At 68.6% G+C, this 18,334-nt stretch carries 20 protein-coding genes and 2 pseudogenes; 11 read left to right on the forward strand and 11 right to left on the reverse strand.

All coding sequences use genetic code 11. The features are described from left to right. The first annotated feature begins 154 nt into the window (after positions 1-154). The 3 genes and pseudogenes from ACGFYH_RS35940 to ACGFYH_RS35950 all read left to right on the forward strand — a co-directional run. Positions 155-997 carry an SDR family oxidoreductase gene (locus ACGFYH_RS35940; protein WP_393807379.1) on the forward strand — a complete coding sequence of 281 codons (843 nt, stop codon included), beginning with the start codon at positions 155-157 and terminating at the stop codon, positions 995-997. A 214-nt stretch (positions 998-1,211) separates the two neighbouring features. Beyond that, positions 1,212-2,105 (forward strand): carbon-nitrogen hydrolase family protein, encoded by an 894-nt coding sequence (locus ACGFYH_RS35945; protein WP_393807380.1) that lies wholly within the window; start codon positions 1,212-1,214, stop codon positions 2,103-2,105. A gap of 170 nt (positions 2,106-2,275) precedes the next feature. Next, positions 2,276-2,650 (forward strand): annotated as a pseudogene (locus ACGFYH_RS35950) (GNAT family N-acetyltransferase); the annotation flags it as partial. Between the two features lie 147 nt (positions 2,651-2,797). Here ACGFYH_RS35950 and ACGFYH_RS35955 read toward each other — a convergent pair. Together ACGFYH_RS35955 and ACGFYH_RS35960 are read right to left on the reverse strand one after the other, a co-directional pair. Further along, entirely contained in the window at positions 2,798-2,995 is a 198-nt protein-coding gene (locus ACGFYH_RS35955; protein WP_393807396.1) for a hypothetical protein, read from the reverse strand. A 19-nt stretch (positions 2,996-3,014) separates the two neighbouring features. Continuing rightward, positions 3,015-3,239, reverse strand: a complete 225-nt coding sequence (locus ACGFYH_RS35960) for a hypothetical protein (protein WP_393807381.1) — start codon at positions 3,237-3,239, stop codon at positions 3,015-3,017. Positions 3,240-3,284: 45 nt separating this feature from the next. Here ACGFYH_RS35960 and ACGFYH_RS35965 point away from each other — a divergent pair, with 45 nt between their 5' ends. Beyond that, the gene (locus tag ACGFYH_RS35965) at positions 3,285-3,620 is read left to right on the forward strand and encodes a DUF6233 domain-containing protein (RefSeq protein WP_393807382.1); all 336 of its coding nucleotides are present in this window, start codon (positions 3,285-3,287) and stop codon (positions 3,618-3,620) included. Here ACGFYH_RS35965 and ACGFYH_RS35970 read toward each other — a convergent pair. After that, complete coding sequence (locus tag ACGFYH_RS35970) at positions 3,617-4,522, reverse strand: Ku protein (protein WP_393807383.1); 906 nt, start codon at positions 4,520-4,522, stop codon at positions 3,617-3,619. The genes ACGFYH_RS35965 and ACGFYH_RS35970 overlap by 4 nt on opposite strands. Before the next feature lie 148 nt (positions 4,523-4,670). Here ACGFYH_RS35970 and ACGFYH_RS35975 point away from each other — a divergent pair, with 148 nt between their 5' ends. Continuing rightward, positions 4,671-4,922: a hypothetical protein gene (locus ACGFYH_RS35975; RefSeq protein ID WP_393807384.1), complete on the forward strand. Its 252-nt coding sequence runs from the start codon at positions 4,671-4,673 to the stop codon at positions 4,920-4,922. 98 nt (positions 4,923-5,020) lie between these two features. Next, positions 5,021-5,206 (forward strand): hypothetical protein, encoded by a 186-nt coding sequence (locus ACGFYH_RS35980; protein WP_393807385.1) that lies wholly within the window; start codon positions 5,021-5,023, stop codon positions 5,204-5,206. A 434-nt stretch (positions 5,207-5,640) separates the two neighbouring features. Here the strand turns inward: ACGFYH_RS35980 and ACGFYH_RS35985 are convergent, their stop codons facing one another. Together ACGFYH_RS35985 and ACGFYH_RS35990 are read right to left on the reverse strand one after the other, a co-directional pair. After that, positions 5,641-5,979, reverse strand: a complete 339-nt coding sequence (locus ACGFYH_RS35985) for a hypothetical protein (protein ID WP_393807386.1) — start codon at positions 5,977-5,979, stop codon at positions 5,641-5,643. A 157-nt stretch (positions 5,980-6,136) separates the two neighbouring features. Beyond that, on the reverse strand, positions 6,137-6,307 hold the full coding sequence (locus ACGFYH_RS35990; RefSeq protein ID WP_393807387.1) for a hypothetical protein: 171 nt from the start codon (positions 6,305-6,307) through the stop codon (positions 6,137-6,139). Positions 6,308-7,277: 970 nt separating this feature from the next. Here ACGFYH_RS35990 and ACGFYH_RS35995 point away from each other — a divergent pair. Then, positions 7,278-8,057: a class I SAM-dependent methyltransferase gene (locus ACGFYH_RS35995; RefSeq protein ID WP_393807388.1), complete on the forward strand. Its 780-nt coding sequence runs from the start codon at positions 7,278-7,280 to the stop codon at positions 8,055-8,057. 60 nt (positions 8,058-8,117) lie between these two features. Here the strand turns inward: ACGFYH_RS35995 and ACGFYH_RS36000 are convergent, their stop codons facing one another. The 4 genes from ACGFYH_RS36000 to amcB all read right to left on the reverse strand — a co-directional run bounded on the left by ACGFYH_RS36000 (position 8,118) and on the right by amcB (position 10,974). Then, positions 8,118-8,843, reverse strand: coding sequence for a hypothetical protein (locus ACGFYH_RS36000; RefSeq protein ID WP_393807389.1), 726 nt, complete (start codon positions 8,841-8,843; stop codon positions 8,118-8,120). A gap of 29 nt (positions 8,844-8,872) precedes the next feature. Next, complete coding sequence (locus ACGFYH_RS36005; RefSeq protein ID WP_393807390.1) at positions 8,873-9,559, reverse strand: pentapeptide repeat-containing protein; 687 nt, start codon at positions 9,557-9,559, stop codon at positions 8,873-8,875. 75 nt (positions 9,560-9,634) lie between these two features. Then, positions 9,635-9,826, reverse strand: coding sequence for a multiple cyclophane-containing RiPP AmcA (gene amcA, locus ACGFYH_RS36010; RefSeq protein ID WP_356660954.1), 192 nt, complete (start codon positions 9,824-9,826; stop codon positions 9,635-9,637). Then, positions 9,823-10,974 (reverse strand): cyclophane-forming radical SAM peptide maturase AmcB, encoded by a 1,152-nt coding sequence (amcB, locus tag ACGFYH_RS36015; protein WP_393807391.1) that lies wholly within the window; start codon positions 10,972-10,974, stop codon positions 9,823-9,825. Before amcB ends, amcA begins: the two co-directional genes overlap by 4 nt. Before the next feature lie 213 nt (positions 10,975-11,187). On the opposite strand from amcB, the gene ACGFYH_RS36020 reads away from it, so the two are divergent. Next, positions 11,188-11,709, forward strand: coding sequence for an NUDIX hydrolase (locus ACGFYH_RS36020; RefSeq protein WP_383840479.1), 522 nt, complete (start codon positions 11,188-11,190; stop codon positions 11,707-11,709). Between the two features lie 8 nt (positions 11,710-11,717). Here ACGFYH_RS36020 and ACGFYH_RS36025 read toward each other — a convergent pair whose 3' ends face one another. Further along, on the reverse strand, positions 11,718-13,172 hold the full coding sequence (locus ACGFYH_RS36025; protein WP_393807392.1) for a hypothetical protein: 1,455 nt from the start codon (positions 13,170-13,172) through the stop codon (positions 11,718-11,720). A gap of 389 nt (positions 13,173-13,561) precedes the next feature. Here ACGFYH_RS36025 and ACGFYH_RS36030 point away from each other — a divergent pair, with 389 nt between their 5' ends. Further along, positions 13,562-14,107 carry a plasmid mobilization protein gene (locus ACGFYH_RS36030; protein WP_393807393.1) on the forward strand — a complete coding sequence of 182 codons (546 nt, stop codon included), beginning with the start codon at positions 13,562-13,564 and terminating at the stop codon, positions 14,105-14,107. Next, positions 14,104-15,850: pseudogene (locus tag ACGFYH_RS36035) on the forward strand (relaxase/mobilization nuclease domain-containing protein). Before ACGFYH_RS36030 ends, ACGFYH_RS36035 begins: the two are co-directional and overlap by 4 nt. Before the next feature lie 177 nt (positions 15,851-16,027). Here ACGFYH_RS36035 and ACGFYH_RS36040 read toward each other — a convergent pair. Beyond that, positions 16,028-16,417, reverse strand: coding sequence for a hypothetical protein (locus tag ACGFYH_RS36040; protein WP_393807394.1), 390 nt, complete (start codon positions 16,415-16,417; stop codon positions 16,028-16,030). Positions 16,418-16,897: 480 nt separating this feature from the next. Between ACGFYH_RS36040 and ACGFYH_RS36045 the strand changes: the two genes are divergently transcribed. After that, on the forward strand, positions 16,898-18,241 hold the full coding sequence (locus tag ACGFYH_RS36045) for a DEAD/DEAH box helicase family protein (protein ID WP_393807395.1): 1,344 nt from the start codon (positions 16,898-16,900) through the stop codon (positions 18,239-18,241). Positions 18,242-18,334 lie beyond the last annotated feature (93 nt).

An 18,334-nucleotide genomic window follows, 5' to 3' on the forward strand; every position in this document is an offset into this window, starting at 1 on the left:
GCGGGTACTTCCTCGGGGCAGGCATCGTCAGAGCTCCTCTCATGAGCCCCATCTGACCTCCTGTCACCTCTCCCCGCATCTCGGGGGAACCTCAGTTAGAGGGTTCCGCCGAAGCAGTGCGGGGCGGCACTCGTCGCCCGTAACGTGAGGCGGCATGACTGTGCTGATCATCGGAGGCAGTGGTTTCCTGGGTGCCGAGTTGGTACGCCAGGCTGTGTCCGCGGGTCGTCGCCCGGCTGCCACCTTCCACTCCCGCCCCGGCAGCGGCGACGGAGCGGCATGGCATCACCTCGACCTTCGTGACCCCGCCCGCCTGGAGGAGGTCCTCGACACAGTGGCTCCGGCCGCGGTGATCAACGCGACGAGCGGCGGCGCGGACTGGGAGGTCACCGCCGAAGGCGGGATCCGCCTCGCCCAAGCTGCGGCCAAGCGCAGCATCCGCTTGGTGCACGTCTCCAGCGACGCCGTCTTCTCCGGCACAGGCCGCGACTGGTACGACGAGTCCTGCCTTCCGGATCCGCTCACCCCGTACGGGGCCGCGAAGGCGGCCGCCGAGACCGCCGTCCGCTTCCTGTGCCCCCACGCAGCCGTCGCCCGCACCTCACTAATCATCGGCAACGGCCGCTCCGAACACGAGCGGTTGGTGCACGCGCTGGCCGCCGGCACCCGGCAGGGCGCCTTGTACACCGACGACATCCGCTGCCCCGTACACGTGGAGGACCTCGCCGCCGCCCTGTGGGAGATCACCGGGTCCGACGCCGCCGGCGTGTTCCACCTGGCCGGCCCAGACGCCCTGAGCCGCTACGAGCTGGGCGAGCTCATCGCGCGCCGCGACGGGCTCGACCCCGCCCGGCTGCCCTCCGCACGCCGCTCGGACACGGGACTGCCCGGCGGGCTCGACGTACGACTCGACAACCGCGCCACCCAGCAGAAGCTGCGCACCCGGCTCCGCGGCGCCCGCGAGTTCCTGAGCGAGAGCAGCCCGGAGCAGACCTGACGGGCGTGCGTTCCGGCACTGCGAAGAGGGAGCGGGCCCCTACCAGGCGGTCTTTCAGCGGCTGCGCGACAGGACGAACGCGGGCCAGCCCTCACCATGATCGGCGATCCAGCCCGCCGGTCACGGCCGGCGAACCGGACAGGAACCACGCGGATCCGGCCGGGCCCACCCGAGCTTCAAGCCACAGGGGCTGGGATGCCGTAGCGTCCGCGCCATGGCGAGGACATTGCGGCTGGCTGTCGCGCAGAGCACTGTGCCGGAGGATCCCACCGACCGAGGCGCGCTGCGAGCAGCCGGGCAGGAGATCCGGGCCCTGATGGCTGAGGCCGCCGACGCAGGCGCGCGCCTGGTGCAGTTCCCCGAGGGAGCGATCACCTACCCCAGCAAGCACGTGATGGCGGCCGGCCCCGACGGCGAGTTGGCCCAGGCCGACTGGAGACGTGCCGCCTGGGACGTACTGCGCGAAGAGGCCGAGTCAATCGCCGCGCTGGCGGGAGAACTACGGCTGTGGACGGCGTTCGGGTCGATCCACCCGCTCACACCACCGAACCGGCCTCACAACAGCCTCTTCATCGTCTCCGACCACGGCGAGCTAGTCGCGCGCTACGACAAGCGCTTCCTGTCGCACACCGAGGTGTCCTACCTGTACACCCCGGGGCGCGAGCCTGTGGTCTTCGAAGTGGACGGCATCCGCATCGGCTGCGCACTATGCGTCGAGGCGAACTTCCCGCCGCTCTTCGCCGAGTACGAACGCCTGGACGTCGACTGCGTCCTCCTCTCCGTAATGGTCGACGACGCGCCGCGGGCCCAGGTCGCCCAAGCCTACGGAACTCTCTACAGCTACTGGCTCGGCTACTCCATCCCGGCCCAGTTCAGCACCACGGTGCCGTCCGGAATCGTGGCACCCGGCGGCCGGTGGCTAGCGCAGTGCCCCGCCGACAGGCAACCCGCTCTGGCGGTCTCAGACATCAACCTCGACTCGACCGACCCGGACATCGACGTGGCCCTCCGCTACGCCCGACCCTGGCGCCGTTCGGCACAGAACGGGCTCTACGACGACCACCGGGTAACCGGGGATCCGCGAAGCGACATCCACACCGCTTTCTGAGACCGCCTTCCTGTCCTTCAGCGCTTCTCGGCGCCGCTCAGGGCCACGCCGCCCTGACCCTGCGGTTGCCGCAGCCTCCTCGCCCAAGTCCGCACCGCCGTCGGCCGGCAACTGAACAGGGTCGGACATAGTACTGCGCTGGACGCCCTCGGCACGGCACCATCGACACCATGACCTCGCCGTGCCAGTCCGCCAGGGAGTGGACGCTCACCGCCGTCCCCTACGGCAGCTCTGACGCTCGCGTCCTCGTCCAAGCCCTCCACCAGGAGCAGTTGGCCACCTACGGCACCGCCGACGACCCCGAAGCCACCGAGGACGCGGATTTCGACGCTCCCGACGGCCAGTTCCTCGTTGCCCGGCTCGGGGACGGGCCGGCACTGGCCTGCGGGGGCTGGCGCACCCTCAACACCTCGGCCGCTGAGATCAAGCGGATGTACGTGCTGCCGTCCGCCCGCGGGCTGGGACTCGGGCGCCGGATCCTCGCCGCTCTGGAGCAGGACCTGCTCGACCGCGGCCCCGCCAGGGTCCTGTTGGAAACCGGTATACGCAACCGCTATCGCCAGCCACTGTCACACGGATGCCATGCTCCAAGGCGTACTCGCCCGCAGCCTGGCACTCTTCCTCCGACGGCGCCGCATCTAGAACCCAGCTCCAGGGGCGTTCAGTCCTCATGCCGCCAGGATGGCAGACGGTCACGGAGGCGTGGGCCACTCCGTCGGCGTCTCGCCGGTCTCCTCATCCGTGAGGGTGACGCGGGCACCGGCCCGGCTGCCGTGCTCGCCGATCCACGACGCGAACTTGCGGCGGGCCACGGTCTCGTCGCTCCACCAGCCCTGGAGCAGCAGCCGGTCGTCGGTGGTGACAGTCACCCCGTAGCGGCCGACGGTCATGTGAGCCTCATGGGCGTCATCATGCGAGCCGGATTCCGCGCGGCTGGTATGGCTCGCGGTGAATGGCACCCTTCGTCTCCAGTTCGCGCAGCTGGTAGTGGACGGAGGACCAGGAACGCATGCCGACCTGTTCGGCGATCTCGGCGACGGTCGGGGCGATACCGTCGTCGGTGATGACCTGGCGGATGACGCGGAGGATCTCCTCCTGCCGTGGGGTGAGGTAGTCGACGCGGTATCTGCCCATACCCCGATGGGAGCACGTGTTCGATTTTCGGTGCAAGCTGAAGGAGTGACCGATCTGCCGCCCGACCTGCCGCGACTCCGCACCCTGGAGACGTGGCTCGCCCTCACCCTCGACGAGGTGCGGGCCGCCATCAGACTGGCAGAGCAGCGGGAAGCAGAGCAGCAGCGCGCCGTCCAAGACCGCCCCCAGCCACCCGACTGGCTGCTCGAGACCAGCCTCAACCGCGACAGCCCACCCGTCCAGGTCCACCAGGGCGACTGCTGGAACCGCGGCAAGCGCACCCGCGGCATCAGCCTCGACGAAACCCGGCGGGCCATAGCGGAAGGCGTGAAGCCGTGCGGCGTATGCCGGCCCGACAGTGCGCTCGGCTTCGTCGACTAGGCCGACTTGCGCGGCTTCCGTGCCGTCTTCTTCGCCGCGGTCTTCTTGGCTGGCGCCTTCTTCGCGGCACGCTTCTTCGGCATCTCGTGGACTTCCGCGTGCTCGCCGGTGTCCTCGCCGCGGGACTGCTTGGCCTTCGACACGGACTGCTGGAGGGCGGCCATGAGGTCGACGAGCTGGCCGGACTCGGCGGCCGGCTCCGGCGCGGCCGGGGGCTGACGGTGCTCGCGCTTCGCCTCGATCAACTCCGCCACAGCCTCGGTGTACGTGTCGCGGAACTCTGGGGCGTCGAGGTCGTCGCGGGTCATAGTGTCCATGAGGGCGAGCGCACCGTCGATCTCCTCGTCAGTGAGCTCCACCGGGGGCGGCAGCAGCGTGGAGGGGTCGCGGATCTCGTCGGGCCAGCGCATCGCATGCAGAACGATCGCCTCGTCGCGCACCCTCAGCAGGCCGAGCCGTTCCCGGCCGGACCACGCGTACCGGGCGACCGCGACCCGCGAGGACCGCTCGAGGGCCTGGCCGAGCAGCTTGTAGGGCTTCGCCGCGACCTGGCCGTCCGGCGCCAGGTAGTAGCCGTCGCCGATCCGGAGCGGGTCGATCGCCTCCCACGGCATGAACGCGACGATCTCGATGGACTTGGCCGTAGGCAGGGGCAGGTCCCGCAGTTCCTCATTGCTGATGGGGATGACGTTGTCGCGGGAGATCTCGTAGCCCTTGCCGATCTCCGAGGTGGCGACCTCGCGGTCCTCCAGCTCGCACACCTTCCGGGTTCGTACACGGGCCATGTCCTCCAGGTGCACCCGGTGGAAGTGGATCGAGTGGTCCTCGGTCGCCGACACGACGTGGATAGGGACGGTGACCAGGCCGAAGCTGATGGCGCCGGACCAGATGGTGCGGGGCATGACGGACCTCCGAGACAACCCCGAGCAAGGCCAGCCTACGAGCGGCACACCCGCACAGCCAGACGCATACCGTCACAGAACAGTCGAATGAGGGCACAGGCCGGGGGCACTCCGTCCCGTGGATCCCCCACAGGAACGGAGCCACCCAATGATCGTCAAGAAGCTGCACGGCATGGGCGTCAAGAGCGAGCACGCCTACCTCGCCGCCTTCGCCTCCATCGGCCTCACCGTCGCCGCCTGGGCCACCAGCCTGAAGATGGAGCCTGGCGTCAACGTCGACCGCGCCGACCGGTGGGGCCTCTTCGTCGGCGAATGGGCCCCCACCTTCTTCGGCCTCGGCCTCGCCCTCTCCCACTACGAGCAGCACGACGGCACCCTCGCCCACATCCACGAGGGCTGAGACAGCCAGCCACAGCACCACGGCGTCCGCCTCTGGCGGAAGGAGCGGGCGCTGCCACGTTCGACGCCACTGTCAGTGCCACCAGGCATGATGCGGGCATGCCCACCACGATGCAGAGCTACAGCTTCACCTGGACCGACCCCGACGGCACGCCGCGCGCCTCCGCCGTCGCCTACGACCGCGTATCCGCCGACCGGCGACGGAAAGAGCTGGAGAAAGCCGGCGCCAGCGACATCGACGAGGTGCCCGTCGGTCCCGGAGAGCTGCCGACGGCGAAGGGCTGAACAGGCACGGCCCGGCGGAACCGGTGACCACTTGAAGAGGCAGTGCGTCCGCGCCGCAGTAGGCAGCGCTGCACTGAATGATGGTCGCGGCCCCGTTCCGTCAAGCACAACAACGACATTACGGCCCTCACCAAAGGGACAGTCGGTACGGCGCACACACACGTGCGTTCGATAGATCACCCGCATCATGTGCGCGCGCCCGACCGAAGAGAGAATGGTTGGGCGCTCGGAGCTGGCCGTCGCGCCACGGTGGCAGCACCGAAACCACGACCACTGAGCACCGCGTGCACGGCGCGTCAGCGCTTGCGGCCCGCCCGGCTATGAACCGACACGATCTCGGGCGTCCCGGTTTCCCGCAAGCAGACGAGCGTGGCCATCACCAGAATGCCAGAACCCAAACGAGCCGACGTTGTGGTTCTGGCAGACCCACAACCTCAGCGGAGACCGCGGCGATGAGCTTCCCGGCGAATCCAGGCAGCCTTCCGGCCGGCCTCCTGCGCACGTTCCCGGTCCTCTCCGGCCAGGTGGTCCGGCAGCGGTCGGGGCACGCCGTCGGGCTCCAGGAAGAGGTCAGCTTTGTGGCTGAGCGGCAGCATGTCGGCGCTGGCGTAGCAGTCCGACCAACCGATGCGGTGACCGGACGGTGGGCAGCAGATGTCGGCATGCGCTGTGGCCAGCAGGTGATGGGCGGGTTCGCCGCCGAGGTCCGTCTCGTGCGGCTCCGGCAGCAGGCGGGCGATGAACTTGGCGGCGTTGACGCGGCCCACGATCACGAGTCCTCCCAGACTCGATGCGGTCGAACCCCCGACCGCGAGAGGCCCCGCGCCTACATAAGACCGTACAGCAGCGGACTGACAGGCGCCCCAGTACAACGGCGCCCGCCTCGACGGGGGATGCGAGGCGGGCGCCGGAATCAGTGTGCCACGATGGTCAGTCGCTACCGGGCTCTTCGCTCTGCTCGCGCATCAGGTCGTCGTACAGCCTTAGAATCCGGGCGTTCGCCTCGGGCGAGAGCGGCTTCTGCCAGGTGATCTCGCCGGTCTCGTACCAGATCTCCATCCAGTCCTTCGGCTCATGCTCGGCTGCTGGATCGTCGCTCATTGCGCCTCTTCCTTCTCTCGCCGGGCGAGCTTGAGCCACGGATTGTCACGTCGGTTCGGGGCGCGGTCTGGGATCGGCTGAATGTAGTCACCTGTCAACGGGCCCCAGTAGCGCGCCTTCACCCCAAGGATCGCGGCCGGCGGACGTTCTCGATACCTCCTGTAGGGCCCGACCGTCCGAAAGGCTTCGGCTGTGTTGCAACTACGGCATAGGAGCCCTCGAACGATTACGAGGCGATCTTCCGAGGAGCAGATTGCGCACTTTCCTGCCTGCCACTCCTCGATCACGGCGAGTCCTGCGACGTCCGGATCATTCAGTACGGCGGGGAGCCTTTCCAGGGTGCCTTCCGAGACTTCCCCGGGTGCGAACGTGCTGACGGGATCGCGCGGTGCGGGGTTCTCTGGCACTTCCCATCCCCAGCAGGCGAGGGCCATCTGGTCGACTTGTCGATAGACGTCTTCCTCTGCCGCCTTGGCTGCTGAGTCTCGCTTCAGCGTCGGAGCGCCTTCTCGTTCCGGCGTCCGCAAGATCGGGCCCTGAGCAGCCATTTTTCGGCACGTTGTGAGGCGGCTGACCGACACCCAGTGAGAATGCCCAGCGCATCGAAGCGACAGTCAGCAGGGACGAGCAGGAGACAGACGTCGCCACCCTTCTCTCACCCCACCTTCGGGTTCATAGCCCGTCGTGGCAGCTCGAGTTCGCCGGGCCCGACCCGGCTGCTGTGCGAACTGCTGCAGCACCTCCGCGGGGGTGCTGCAGGTCGGCGACAGCCTCGACTACGACGTGCACGGCGCCCTCGCCGCCGGTGCCCAAACCCTGTGGATAACCTCACGTCCACCGTCGGCCGAAGCCTTCCGGCTGCTGGCCGAGCACCCTGGCCGGGTCACCGTCATGCCGGCCCGCGCCCCCGCGGTCCGGCACATCGAGCAGCCGTCCTCCCGTCAATCTCTTCCACTAGGAGCGCTCCCTCGTGAACCAGTTCGACACCACCGCCTCGTTCTACGCCGCCTATCGGCCCGGCATCCCGAGGGCAGCCGTCGAACTCCTCGCGCGACGGGTGGCCGGCCAAGAGGACCGGGCCCTGCTCGACCTCGGGTCCGGCACCGGGCAGGTCCCCTTGGCCCTGGCCTCGACGACGACGGAGATCGACGTCGTCGAGCAGGACGCAGACATGCTCGGCGAGGCCGACAAGGCCCTCGCAGGACTGCCGGTCACCGTCCGCCTGCACAACACCTCGGCTGAGCTGTTCACCCCACCCGCCGCCTACCGGGCCGATCTCGTCACGGTCTGCCGCGCATTTCACTGGATGAAGCAGGACGTGGTGCTGTCTCGCCTGGAGGGCATGACCGCGCCAGACGCCACCGTCGCGGTCATGGGTGACGGCAGCCTGTGGACCGCGCGCACTGCGTGGACCGACGCCCTGCGGGCCCTGATCCAGGAGTACCTGGGCACGGAGCGGCGGGCCGGGGTGGGCAAGAAGTACGCGGCGCACGAGCGGCCGTACCGTGAAATCCTCGCCGAGTCCCCGTTCGACCAGGTCGAAGAGCACACCATCGCCGTCGAACGGGAGTGGACCACCGAGACGGTGATCGGCTACCTGTACTCGACCAGCTTCGCTGCCCGGCCGCTGTTCGGGGAGCAGGCTGAGGACTTCGAGCGCCGCGCCCGCGTCCTGCTCGACGAGCACGCCGACGCCAGCGGTCTGATCGAGCACGCCTCCTTCCAGGTCGTCCTCGGCCGCCGCGGCTGACCCGCTCCCCACTCCTTCACGCCGGGGCGGCGCTCTGAACTTGTCTTGATGGCTGATCGGTCATAACGGGTTCGGTGACCGGCCGAGCCAGAAGGCAGCAACGGAAGGCTGTTCGATTCCGGCAGTCGAGCCGTCGTGCGCAAGAAACTCAGTCGGGGCGATGTAGCCATCGCCCGGGTCGAGACGGATGCGCATGCAGCGCAGTGGGTGCCCTGCAGCGACGTACCTGCGGATGTCCCCGGTGTGGGGGTGGTGCCGGTCCGGGTTGGCGTGGAGTATGCAGCAGATCTGTCGGATGTCGCGGTTGCCGACGAGTAGGTAGCGCGGGCCGGGGCCGAGGTTGAGGCAGAGTCGGCGGCGGCCCTGGTGGCGTCTGGGGTACGGCAGCCGGTCGAAGTTGTCGACGTGCAGGCCGATACGTCGGCCGGTGGTGGAGTCCTCTGTGGTGGTGATCCAGTTGCCGGGGCTGGACGCGCACCCCAGGAGGGTGGTGGGCCAGCGGCCGTTGAGGGGGTCGAGGCGGGCGGCGATTTCGAACCGGCCGGACAGGTTCTCCGGGTCGAGCGGCGGCAGCGGTCGGCGTACGAGCTCGATGCGGATGCTGTCGGGCGTCGAGTCATCGGCCTGGTGCCGCTCGGCCTCGTCGGCTGTGAGGGGTACCCAATCGTCGCTGGGGACGACGGCGCCGTGGTCGTAGCCGGGCTCGCTGCCGGTCTGCCGGACCGGTGCGGTGTCGCACCGGCCGCGTATGTCGTCGTACGTGTCGAATACGAGTCGCGGGCCCATGGCCGTGCCTCCCGAGGGCAGGTGCGGGGCTACTTGTCGTCGAGGTCTTCACCGAAGGTGACGTCCAGCTCGGCGGTGAGGGCCTCGGCCAGCTGGAGTGTCTGGGCGTGGTCGATGACGACCTGCTTGAGCGAGGTCAGGCCGCGAAGCTGGGAGAGGTCGTTGCCCCGGAGGTCCAGGCCGCGGTATTTCCCTCCGTCGAACTCGGTCAGCCGTAGATCGCAGTCGTCGATCAGGGCGGCGCCGAGGTCAGCGGCGGCGAAGGTGGTCTCGCGCAGCGAGCACTTCGCGAAGATCAGGGGGCCGGTGGCCCGGACGCGGGTGAGGGTGCTGTAGTCGATCTTGCAGTTCTCGAACAGGACGTTGTCGAGCGTTACGTCTTCGAATGCGGCGCCCATGAGCTTGCAGTCGCGGAAGACGGCTCGGGAGATCTTGCTGTCGGTCCACTGCAGGGAGGCCAGGTCGCAGCCGGTGAACTCCACGGAGTCGACGCGGAGCTTCTCCAGGTGGGTGCGCTGGGCCTTGAGGCCGGTGATCTGCCCGTCCATCAGGTGGGTGTCGGCCAGGTCGAGGTCCCGCAGGTCGGCGTCGGCGTAGTGGAACTCCGCCACACGGCCACGGCCGCCCTCCAGCGAGGTGACGTTGGAGAGGTAGAGGCCCGGCTCGTTCAGGGCGGGGAGCGTGACGCTCGTACGGCGGATCGTGCGGGTGTCCATCAACAGCCTTTCAGCGCGGTGGCTCGGTCGCCGGCGCTGCTGGCACGCCCAGGGGCGTGCCAGCAGCGGGACGGCTCACTTCTTCTTGTTCCAGTTGTCCCAGGTCGGGCGGTTGTCGAAGGGGGCCGGGTTCTTCGCCCAGTTGTCCCACGTGGGTCGGTTGTCCCACGCGCCTTCAACGATCACCGGGGGCGGGGCGTCGTGCGTGGCTATCAACTCCATCACGACGGGGGTGTCGGATGTGGCGAGTCGGTCCAGGATCTTCATGCAACAGCCTCCTTGGTTGCGAGCGTGGACAGGGCCGTGACCAGGGCCTGCCGGGAGACCCGGCAGTAGTTGGTCTCGGTGGTCGTGAGGTCGCCGTTCTCGAAGTAGCGGTTGGCGGCCTGGGCGCCGCGGCAGAAGTCGAAGAACTCGCATTCGGCCTGGCATCGGTCCAGGCCGGTGAGAAAGTCGCGCACGTAGCGCAGCCGGTGAGCAACACGGAGAATCTCGGGCAGAGGGCGGTCGAGGATGTTGCCAGCTACGAAGTCGCCGTACTCGGGCGCCGCCGTGTCCGAGAGTTCCGGGGAGAGCAGGACCACGTCGCCCTTCCAGGAGACGGTGGGAATCGGGTCGAGGCGGCGGCCGTCCCACTCAGCTCTCTGGCCGGAACGGATCAGTTTCAGGTACTCGGCGAGCCGTTCAGCTTCCCGGACCGCCGGGGCGCCAGGATGCTCGCGGGCCCAGGTGAGGGTGCGGCGCCAGAAATCCTCGGCCTGGACGGCGGTAGGCGGCTTCCGGTCGGTGTTGACCCCTTCGATCTCCTCAATGTTGAAGCCCAACGAATGGCCGCCCAGGGAGGTTAGGAACTCCAGCAGCTCCTCCGGCATCGCGATGCCCAGGGTGCCGACCACCGAGATGACGGAGAACGGGATGCCGTGCTCGCGCAGCTGCGAAATGCCGCGCAGGATCCGGTCGAAGGCGGGCTTGCCTCGCAGATCGACGCGCTCGGCGTTCAAGAAGGCCGGGCCGTCGATGCTCACACCGACGCGGACGTCGTAAGCCGCCAGCAGGTCACACCAGGTCTTGGTGATCAGCGTCGCGTTGGTCTGCACATAGTGGTGGACTCGGCCCGCCCGCCGCAGGGCCTCGAACGGCGCGAGCAGGGCTGCGAACTTCTGCTGGCCGACGGCGAGCGGCTCCCCGCCGTGCCAGACGATGCCGATCGGATGACCGCTGTCGTCGAACTGGGCCACTGCCCGCGCCAGGGCCTCGGCCACTTCCAGGGGCATCTGGTACTTGAGCTTGCGAAAGGGTAGGTAGCAATACCGGCAGTCCAGATTGCACCAGGTCGTGGGCTGGACCACCACGGTCTGCGGGCCCGCGAACCGCTGCTGGTACCGGGCACGCCACGGGGACGGGCGAGAGCGCATCAGGGTCCTCTCCTCAACGGACAGAGGGCAACGCCGGCCCGCGGTGGTGCTGCGGAGCGGGATGCAACCACGATCCGTCCCGCGATGACGTGTACGCGATGACATCGCGCTGTCATTGCCGATGACATGTCATCGGCGGGGCGCTGACACTGCGCTGAAGTAGCTCCCCCTGCACGGGAGTTCGAGTGCTTCGCCGTGGGCTATCGTGGCGGGGTGCCTCGCTCGATTCTGATCCACGACGGCCAGACCGCCCGCGATATCGGTCTGGTGTACTGCTGCTCTGGCTACCTCGTCGAGCGGGGCAAGGTTCTGCTCGTGCACCACAACCGCTTCGACAAATGGGTCCCGCCGGGCGGTCACATCGAGCCCGGGGAGTCCTTCGCGGGCACGGCGGTGCGCGAGTTCAAGGAGGAGACGGGGCTGCTGGTGGAGGCGATCTCCAGCCAGCCGGCCATCCACCCGGCCGACCACAACGCCACTCCTGAACCCGTGCCGTTCTATGTGGACATCGAGCGCGAAGGCTTTCCGACGCCGGCGCTGGTCCAGTTCTTCTACGTCCAGCGGCAGCCGGGCACCCGGGAACAGGCCGTGGAGGCGCAGCTCGAAGAGGTGCACGGGGCCGCCTGGTTCGGCCTGGAGGACCTCGACACTCTCAAGACCTTCGACCAGGTCCGTTCCCTGGCGCGGTTCGCCCTGCTGAACTACCCGCTGGCCGGGGAGCGCGCCACGTCGTAGGCAGGCGCCTACCGTCCTGCGAGGCGATACCCGCTGGCCCCGTCCACTGTGCTGGCCAGCAGCAGCCGAGCCGGGGCACCGCCGAAGGCCGCGGAGACGGCCTGATTGAGGCGCTGAACGTACTTGGGCACCGAGGACGGGGCGACGTAGAGCTTCGCCGCGATCCGCTCAGTCGACAGCTCAGCCTCGGGGGCGTCGTACACGACCTTCACCACGTCGAACAGGCGCTCCGACAGCTCACACGCCACGCTTCCTTCGCTGTCGCGTGCCCCGAGGAGGACGGACCGGCCCGGACCGAGGGCGACATGGACGATGACCATCTTGGCCGACGCCTCGCTCGCGTCATCGAATGCGGTGTCGGCCAGGTTCATCCGGGCCAGACGCTGCATCGCTTCCTCGTAGGCCGACACCGTGTAGTACGCGGCCCGGATGGTGGCGCGCTTCCCCGAGGCACCCGGCTCGTTCCACAGCCCGGCCTCCGGGTCCCACAGGTCGTTCATCAGCTTCCACGCCTTGGCGAGTCGGGGATCGCGCGGGCTCGCGCCGGCCCGGATGGCGGCCTGGGTACACAGCGCGTATGCCATGTGCTCCCAGGCCGTGCCCTGCACGTCCTTGTCGTCCTCGACGAACTCCTCCCACCGGTGGTGGTTGTGCAGCAGCCACTGGCCGGCCTCGACGACCACGTTGGACAGCCGCTTCCGCTGCACCGGGCCGTGCACCCCGCCCGCCTCCCGCGGGACGTCCCGGTAGGCGGGTTCGCCGCCGAGCCCGGTTCCGGCACAGACGGCCGACAGCGCGAGCAGGCACAGCGCGGTCTTACTCGGGCTCGGGTCGGTGTCGATGTATGTACGCCACCCCCAAGCCCCACTGGGGCGCCGGTGGTAGAGCAGGCCGCGCACTCCGTGGTCGATCAGCGGTTCGACGCGCTCCAGCAAGCTGGTGGTCTCGACCCCGCCGGGTAAGAGGAGTCCGGGGCCGAAGTCGTGGAGGGCGTCTCTGAGCTCGGCGAGCCGGTGCACCACCAGGGCGGTCTGGTGCAGCGAGGTGTCGTCGAGTCCGAGGACTTCGGACCAGCCGTGGTCGACCTTGTGGTCCTCCAGCCAGCCAACGCACCAGACCGCGGTCTCCGCGACGCCGGTGTGGTGGAAGAAACGCGGGTGGGACAGGAGTCCGGCCAGGCCGAAGGCGATGAACCGGGTGTGCTCACCACGACCGCCTTTGGGTCGGGGCCGCGAGTGCTCCGGGATGGCGCCGGTGAGGAAGTCGAGCCCCTGGCGAACCGGCTGTCCGGCGATGCCAGCGGCCCGCAGTATCGGCAGTACCTCGCTGGTGTTGACGATCGACGAGACCGAGGTCAGGGTGAGGCCCCACCCGCCGTCGTATCCCTGGTTGTGAAGCAGGGTCCGGGCGGCCTCGCCCGCTCTGGTCTCGAACGCCGCGAGCCCCACGTGCGCACTCTTCATGATTCGCCTCCGCCGCCGAACGACCCGGACCGCCGGTCGGACCGTACCCAACTCAACTGCAGCCGACGCGTGTTGAGGATCGCGACGCTGCCCAGCGCGCGAGGCCGTACGTGGTAGGCGCGAGGCTGGTTGCACCGGTCGCGGCAAATCCCGTCACCCGGCGCTGCAAAACTTGCACCGCCTCCGCGGTCACCTTCGGCGTCGCGGTCTCTTTGACTGGCTCATCGGGTACCTCCTCGCATCCACCTGCCGACGTCCAAGGAGGCCCTCCTGGGCCCCTCGCCGCACCTCGTGATGGCCGAGCAGCAGGTGGCTGAACTCGTGGGGCAAGTTGGTGCGAGAGTAGTACTCCCGTTGGGAGTACTACTCTCGCGTCCTCCGCCCCGGGGGTGGCGGAGGCGGTCCAGCGCCGGGGGGCGCCGGACCGAGGGGATGCGACCGGGGGCGGCCGACATCCCCAGGAGGAGCAGACAGCCACCCACCCGTGCCACAACCCACACTGCAGCTACCACGCGAGCGCGCCGTCGAGCCAGCCGCCCGCGCGTAACCGCACGCCGAAGACCAAGTCGAGCAAGCGCAAGCACCTGATCACCAGCCGCTTCAACGACGACGAGAAGCAGTCTGTCCTCGACGCCGCAGCTGCGTGCGCCATGACGCCGTCCGGTTTCCTCGCCCACGCAGCCCTCAGCGCCGCGCGCGACCTGACGCGCACGGCAGCCGAGATCGCCGGCGAACGCGAAATGCTCGCAGAGCTGTTCAGCCTGCGGCGCCACCTTGGGCAGATCGGCAACAACGTCAACCAGGTTGCCCGGACGCTCAATTCAGGCGGTGACGCCCCGCACGCCGAGGCGGTCCTCTCCGCCGTAAACCGTGCCGCTCGACGGGTGGACGCCTTCACCCAGCAGTACCTGGACAGCGAGCGCCCGGCTGCATGATCCCCAAAGTCCACGACATGGGCGATGACACCCGTGGCCTGGTGGCCTATCTGTACGGTCCCGGCAAGGCCGAGGAGCACATCGCCCCGCACCTCGTCGCCGCCTGGGACAGCCAGGCCCCCGACCCCCGCGATCCGAAGACAACGTACGGCGACCTGCAGCGCCTGCTCGACCAGCCCGTCATGGCGCTGCCCGAAAGCGCCAGCCCCGACGAGTACGTATGGCATCTGTCCGTACGCGCCGCGCCCGAGGATCCGATCCTCACCGACGAGCAGTGGGCCGACATCGCCCGCCGCATGGTCGCCGCCACCGGCATCGCCCCCGAAGGCGACGAAGCCGCCTGCCGCTGGGCGGCCGTCCGCCACGCCGACGATCACATCCACATCGTCGCCACCGTCGTACGCGAGGACGGCCGCCAGGCCCGCACCCGCCAGGACGGCGCCCGCTCCCAGACCGAAGCCCGAAAGGTCGAAATCGACTACGGGCTACGCCGGTTGAACGTCGGTGACGGAACCGCCGCCAAGCGCCCCACCAGCGCCGAACGCCACAAGGCGAACCACCAGGGCAAGGAACGCACCCCACGCGAGGAGCTGCGCGAGACCGTGCGCCGCGCCGCAGCCGGAGTCGCCAGCGAGGAGGAGTTCTTCGATCGCCTGGCCGCCTCCGGCCTCCTGATCCGCCAGCGCACCGCGCCCTCCGGCGACCTGCTCACGTACAAGGTCGCGTTGCCGGACGACCGCAACGAGGACCAGGAGCCGATCTACTATTCCGGCTCCACCCTCGCGCCCGACCTCTCCCTGCCCCCATCCGCAAGCGGTGGGCCGCCAACACCTCCGGTTACCACAGCGACACCGCCAAGGACCGCTCCTCCAGCTCGCCCCGTATCAGCCCGTCGGCCGCCCGGCGGCAGGCGACGACAGCAGTCTGGCAAGCCGTGCTGATCCTCGACCAGGGCGACGACGGACAGATCGCCGCGCACCTCGCCGCAGCCGGCGAGGTCCTCGACGCGCTCGCCAAGACATCGGCCGCGCACACCCGCCGTGAACTGCGAGATGCCGCCTGGGCGTTCGAGCGGGCGACCCGCTCCCACGTCCAGGCCGAGCGAGGCCACGACCGTGCCCTGCGTCAGGCTGCCCGCGATCTCGTCTACGGCGGTCCCGCCCTCGGCCGCGGTGAGGACGGTGCCACCATCGCCATGCTCATCGACATGGCGTTCTTCCTGGTCAGTGCCGCCGCCCACTGGCACGGGAAGAAGGAGCACGCCCAGCAGGCCGCTGCTGCCCGACAGGCCGCCGACCACCTGCGTGCCGCCTACCAGGCCGCCGCGCCGCTGCACCTCGGCGTGACGCACCAGCGCGGTCGCCGCCTGTCCCAGCCCCTCCAGCGCAAGCAGGCCGGCTATCTCCGACAGGCGGTGCCGGAGCTGGCCGGGCAGGTCCTCGCCGAGCCCGGCTGATGCGCCCTGGCCGCCACCCTGTCGACGTCGAGGACGCCGGCCACGACCCCGCGGCGCTCCTGGCGGAAGCCGTGGAGCGGCGCGAGCTGGAGACCGCAGAATCGATCAGTGACGTGCTGGTTTGGCGGCTGCGGCGGATGGCGGATCTGCCCGCGGACGCCTCGACTGCGCCGGAGAGCGGTATGACAAGGACCGTGTCGAAGGGACAGACGCGGAGGAAGTCGACGCCGCCGTCGGGGAACGTCTCGGCCAAGCGAGGAGGCGGCACGAGGGAACCCAGACGCTGAGCGCCGCGCTTAGGAGCTCGGCTTCTGCCACGGTTTCACGGTCGACGAGAGGCTCCGGCGGTCTATGTCGAGTCGGGGCATGTCTGCAGTTCAGCGGCGGTGCAAGCGGTCTGCAGGTACTCCGTCGGCACTGCATGAGAGTGAAGTCCGCGGTGGGAGGTGAGTCGTCCTCAAAGCTCAGGCTGCCACTTCGTCGGGGTCCTCGCCCTCGTCGTCCGAGGAGCCGCCGCGCTTGTAAGGCGGAATAGGGATGACGCGCCCGTCAGCGAGCGTCCTGGTGTGCTCGGCCACTGAGTGTCTGACAGGGGGGTGGCGCTTGTCCTTGGCGTCCTGGTCATCCTCGGTGACCTGGTCGTCCTCGGCGTACTCGGCCTGGTCATCGTCGGCGTACTCGGTCACGTTCTGCGTCATGACGTGCTTGACGACCATGATCGCGACGGCTGCGCCCACAGTTGCGCCCACCGCTTTGACGACGCGGACAGCTGTCTCGTGCTTCTCGGCCCAGCTCTTCGCCTTCTCACGGAAGGAAGTGGGCTCGCCGTCCGCGGGGGCGGGTTCGCTGGACATGAAGTCATTCACCTGCACAGATCTACCGGACACATCCCTCAGCTGTCAGGCAAACAACTGACATCGCTGCTGTTCGTCAGGCTGAAGTACCTCATGTACGTCTTCGCGAAGCTGTGGCCATCGATTGACGCAGCCGCTTTCTCTCTTCACGCTGGCCGCCCTCCGTGCGGTACCGCTCCTTCGGCGCGGCGGACCGCATCCATTGCACCCTCGCCGGTCCGCCTACCGATGCGCATGAGGGTACGAGCCGGCACTGACCAGGGCGGGCCGATTCGGTGCCTTGGCACGGGACTCACCAGTAGTGTTATGGCGATTCTGGTATGACCGACGAAGCGCGCGGACGGGCGTGCTACTGACTGTGATGGGGTGCGAATCGCGTTGAGCGGGACCACGACTGCGACGACGGTGCACGACGTTCTCAGGGCGATCCGTGAGGGCACCACCGTAAACCGGGATCGAGGGACCCGCTTCGAGGAGCTCATGGTGCAGTACCTGGGGGCAGACCCGGACTGGTCCGAACAGTTCACCCAGGTATGGATGTACCACGACTGGCCCGCCGCGGAGAGCGATAAGCGGGACGTCGGTATCGACCTGGTGGCGCAGGACCGGAAGACCGGCGGCTACTGCGCCATCCAGTGCAAGTTCTACGAGCCGCAGCACACCGTCCAGAAGGCCGACCTCGACTCCTTCTTCACGGCCTCGGGCAAGGGCGCCTTCACCCGCCGAATGATCATCTCGACGACGGATAAGTGGGGTCCGAACGCCGAGTCCGCCCTGGATGACCAGCAGATTCCAGTCACTCGCATCGGACTGGCCGACATCGAGGCAAGCCCGGTTGAGTGGCACGTTCCCGCCGCTCCTGAGGGTCCGGTCGAGCTGCGGCTTCGGGGCAAGAAGACTGCGCGCCCACATCAGCGTGAAGCGATCGACGCGGTCTTCGAAGGCTTCGCCTCCCACCAGCGCGGCAAACTGATCATGGCCTGCGGCACAGGCAAGACCTTCACCGGCCTGAAGATCGTCGAGCGACTCCAGCAGGAGCGCGCGAAGCGCGGCGAGGGCGACCACACCACCGTGCTCTTCATGGTCCCCTCGATCGCACTGCTCTCGCAGACCCTGCGGGAGTGGTCCTACGAGACCGAGACGCCGATGCGGCGCTTCGCCGTCTGCTCCGACATCAAGGTCGGCAAGCAGAAGAAGGTTGACCCCGACAGCACGGACATGTCGACACACGACCTGGCCCTGCCCGCCACCACCAGCCCTGCGAAGCTCATCAATCAGGTCGCAAGCGTGGAGGCTGGGCCCGGACTGACCGTGGTCTTCTCGACCTACCAGTCCATCGAGACCATCGCCCAGGCGCAGCAGGCCGGCCTGCCCGATTTCGATCTCATCCTGTGCGACGAAGCGCACCGCACCACCGGCGCCACCCTCACCGCCGGCGACGAGTCGAACTTCGTCAAGATCCACGACAACGGCTACATCCGCTCCGCCCGCCGCCTGTACATGACGGCCACCCCACGCCTCTTCAGCGAAGAGGCCAAGACGGACGCGAAGAACACCGAGACCGTCCTGTGCTCCATGGACGACGAGGACCTCTACGGCCCGGAATTCCACCGCCTCGGCTTCGGCAAGGCCGTCGAGCAGGGCCTACTGACCGACTACAAGGTCCTCATCCTCACCATCGACGAGGGCAAGGTCGCCGAATCCCTCCAGCAGCAGCTCGCCGACGACAACAACGAGCTCAACCTCGACGACGCCGCGAAGATCGTCGGCTGCTGGAACGGAATGGCCAAGCGCACAGGCAAGCTCGCCGACGGCTCCGGCTGAGCAATGCTCAGGACTTGTGGATCGGCCTCGGGAGGGGTGCCTCGCGGAATGCGGAGGGCGTACCTTCCCGAGTGATCGATTGATGGTCACCGA

This window comes from Streptomyces sp. NPDC048392 (assembly GCF_043200575.1).
Classification (GTDB): domain Bacteria; phylum Actinomycetota; class Actinomycetes; order Streptomycetales; family Streptomycetaceae; genus Streptomyces.

Bases quoted from the DNA above. Each gene is read 5' to 3' on its own strand.
- ACGFYH_RS36005 (WP_393807390.1), bottom strand. From the start codon at position 9,559: ATGGACACCCGCACGATCCGCCGTACGAGCGTCACGCTCCCCGCCCTG.
- ACGFYH_RS35945 (WP_393807380.1), top strand. From the start codon at position 1,212: ATGGCGAGGACATTGCGGCTGGCTGTCGCGCAGAGCACTGTGCCGGAG.
- ACGFYH_RS35960 (WP_393807381.1), bottom strand. From the start codon at position 3,239: ATGGGCAGATACCGCGTCGACTACCTCACCCCACGGCAGGAGGAGATC.
- amcB (WP_393807391.1), bottom strand. From the start codon at position 10,974: ATGCGCTCTCGCCCGTCCCCGTGGCGTGCCCGGTACCAGCAGCGGTTC.
- ACGFYH_RS35980 (WP_393807385.1), top strand. From the start codon at position 5,021: ATGCCCACCACGATGCAGAGCTACAGCTTCACCTGGACCGACCCCGAC.
- ACGFYH_RS36000 (WP_393807389.1), bottom strand. From the start codon at position 8,843: ATGGGCCCGCGACTCGTATTCGACACGTACGACGACATACGCGGCCGG.
- ACGFYH_RS36025 (WP_393807392.1), bottom strand. From the start codon at position 13,172: ATGAAGAGTGCGCACGTGGGGCTCGCGGCGTTCGAGACCAGAGCGGGC.
- amcA (WP_356660954.1), bottom strand. From the start codon at position 9,826: ATGAAGATCCTGGACCGACTCGCCACATCCGACACCCCCGTCGTGATG.
- ACGFYH_RS36045 (WP_393807395.1), top strand. From the start codon at position 16,898: ATGGTGCAGTACCTGGGGGCAGACCCGGACTGGTCCGAACAGTTCACC.
- ACGFYH_RS35990 (WP_393807387.1), bottom strand. From the start codon at position 6,307: ATGAGCGACGATCCAGCAGCCGAGCATGAGCCGAAGGACTGGATGGAG.
- ACGFYH_RS35940 (WP_393807379.1), top strand. From the start codon at position 155: ATGACTGTGCTGATCATCGGAGGCAGTGGTTTCCTGGGTGCCGAGTTG.
- ACGFYH_RS35970 (WP_393807383.1), bottom strand. From the start codon at position 4,522: ATGCCCCGCACCATCTGGTCCGGCGCCATCAGCTTCGGCCTGGTCACC.
- ACGFYH_RS35975 (WP_393807384.1), top strand. From the start codon at position 4,671: ATGATCGTCAAGAAGCTGCACGGCATGGGCGTCAAGAGCGAGCACGCC.
- ACGFYH_RS36040 (WP_393807394.1), bottom strand. From the start codon at position 16,417: ATGTCCAGCGAACCCGCCCCCGCGGACGGCGAGCCCACTTCCTTCCGT.
- ACGFYH_RS35955 (WP_393807396.1), bottom strand. From the start codon at position 2,995: ATGACCGTCGGCCGCTACGGGGTGACTGTCACCACCGACGACCGGCTG.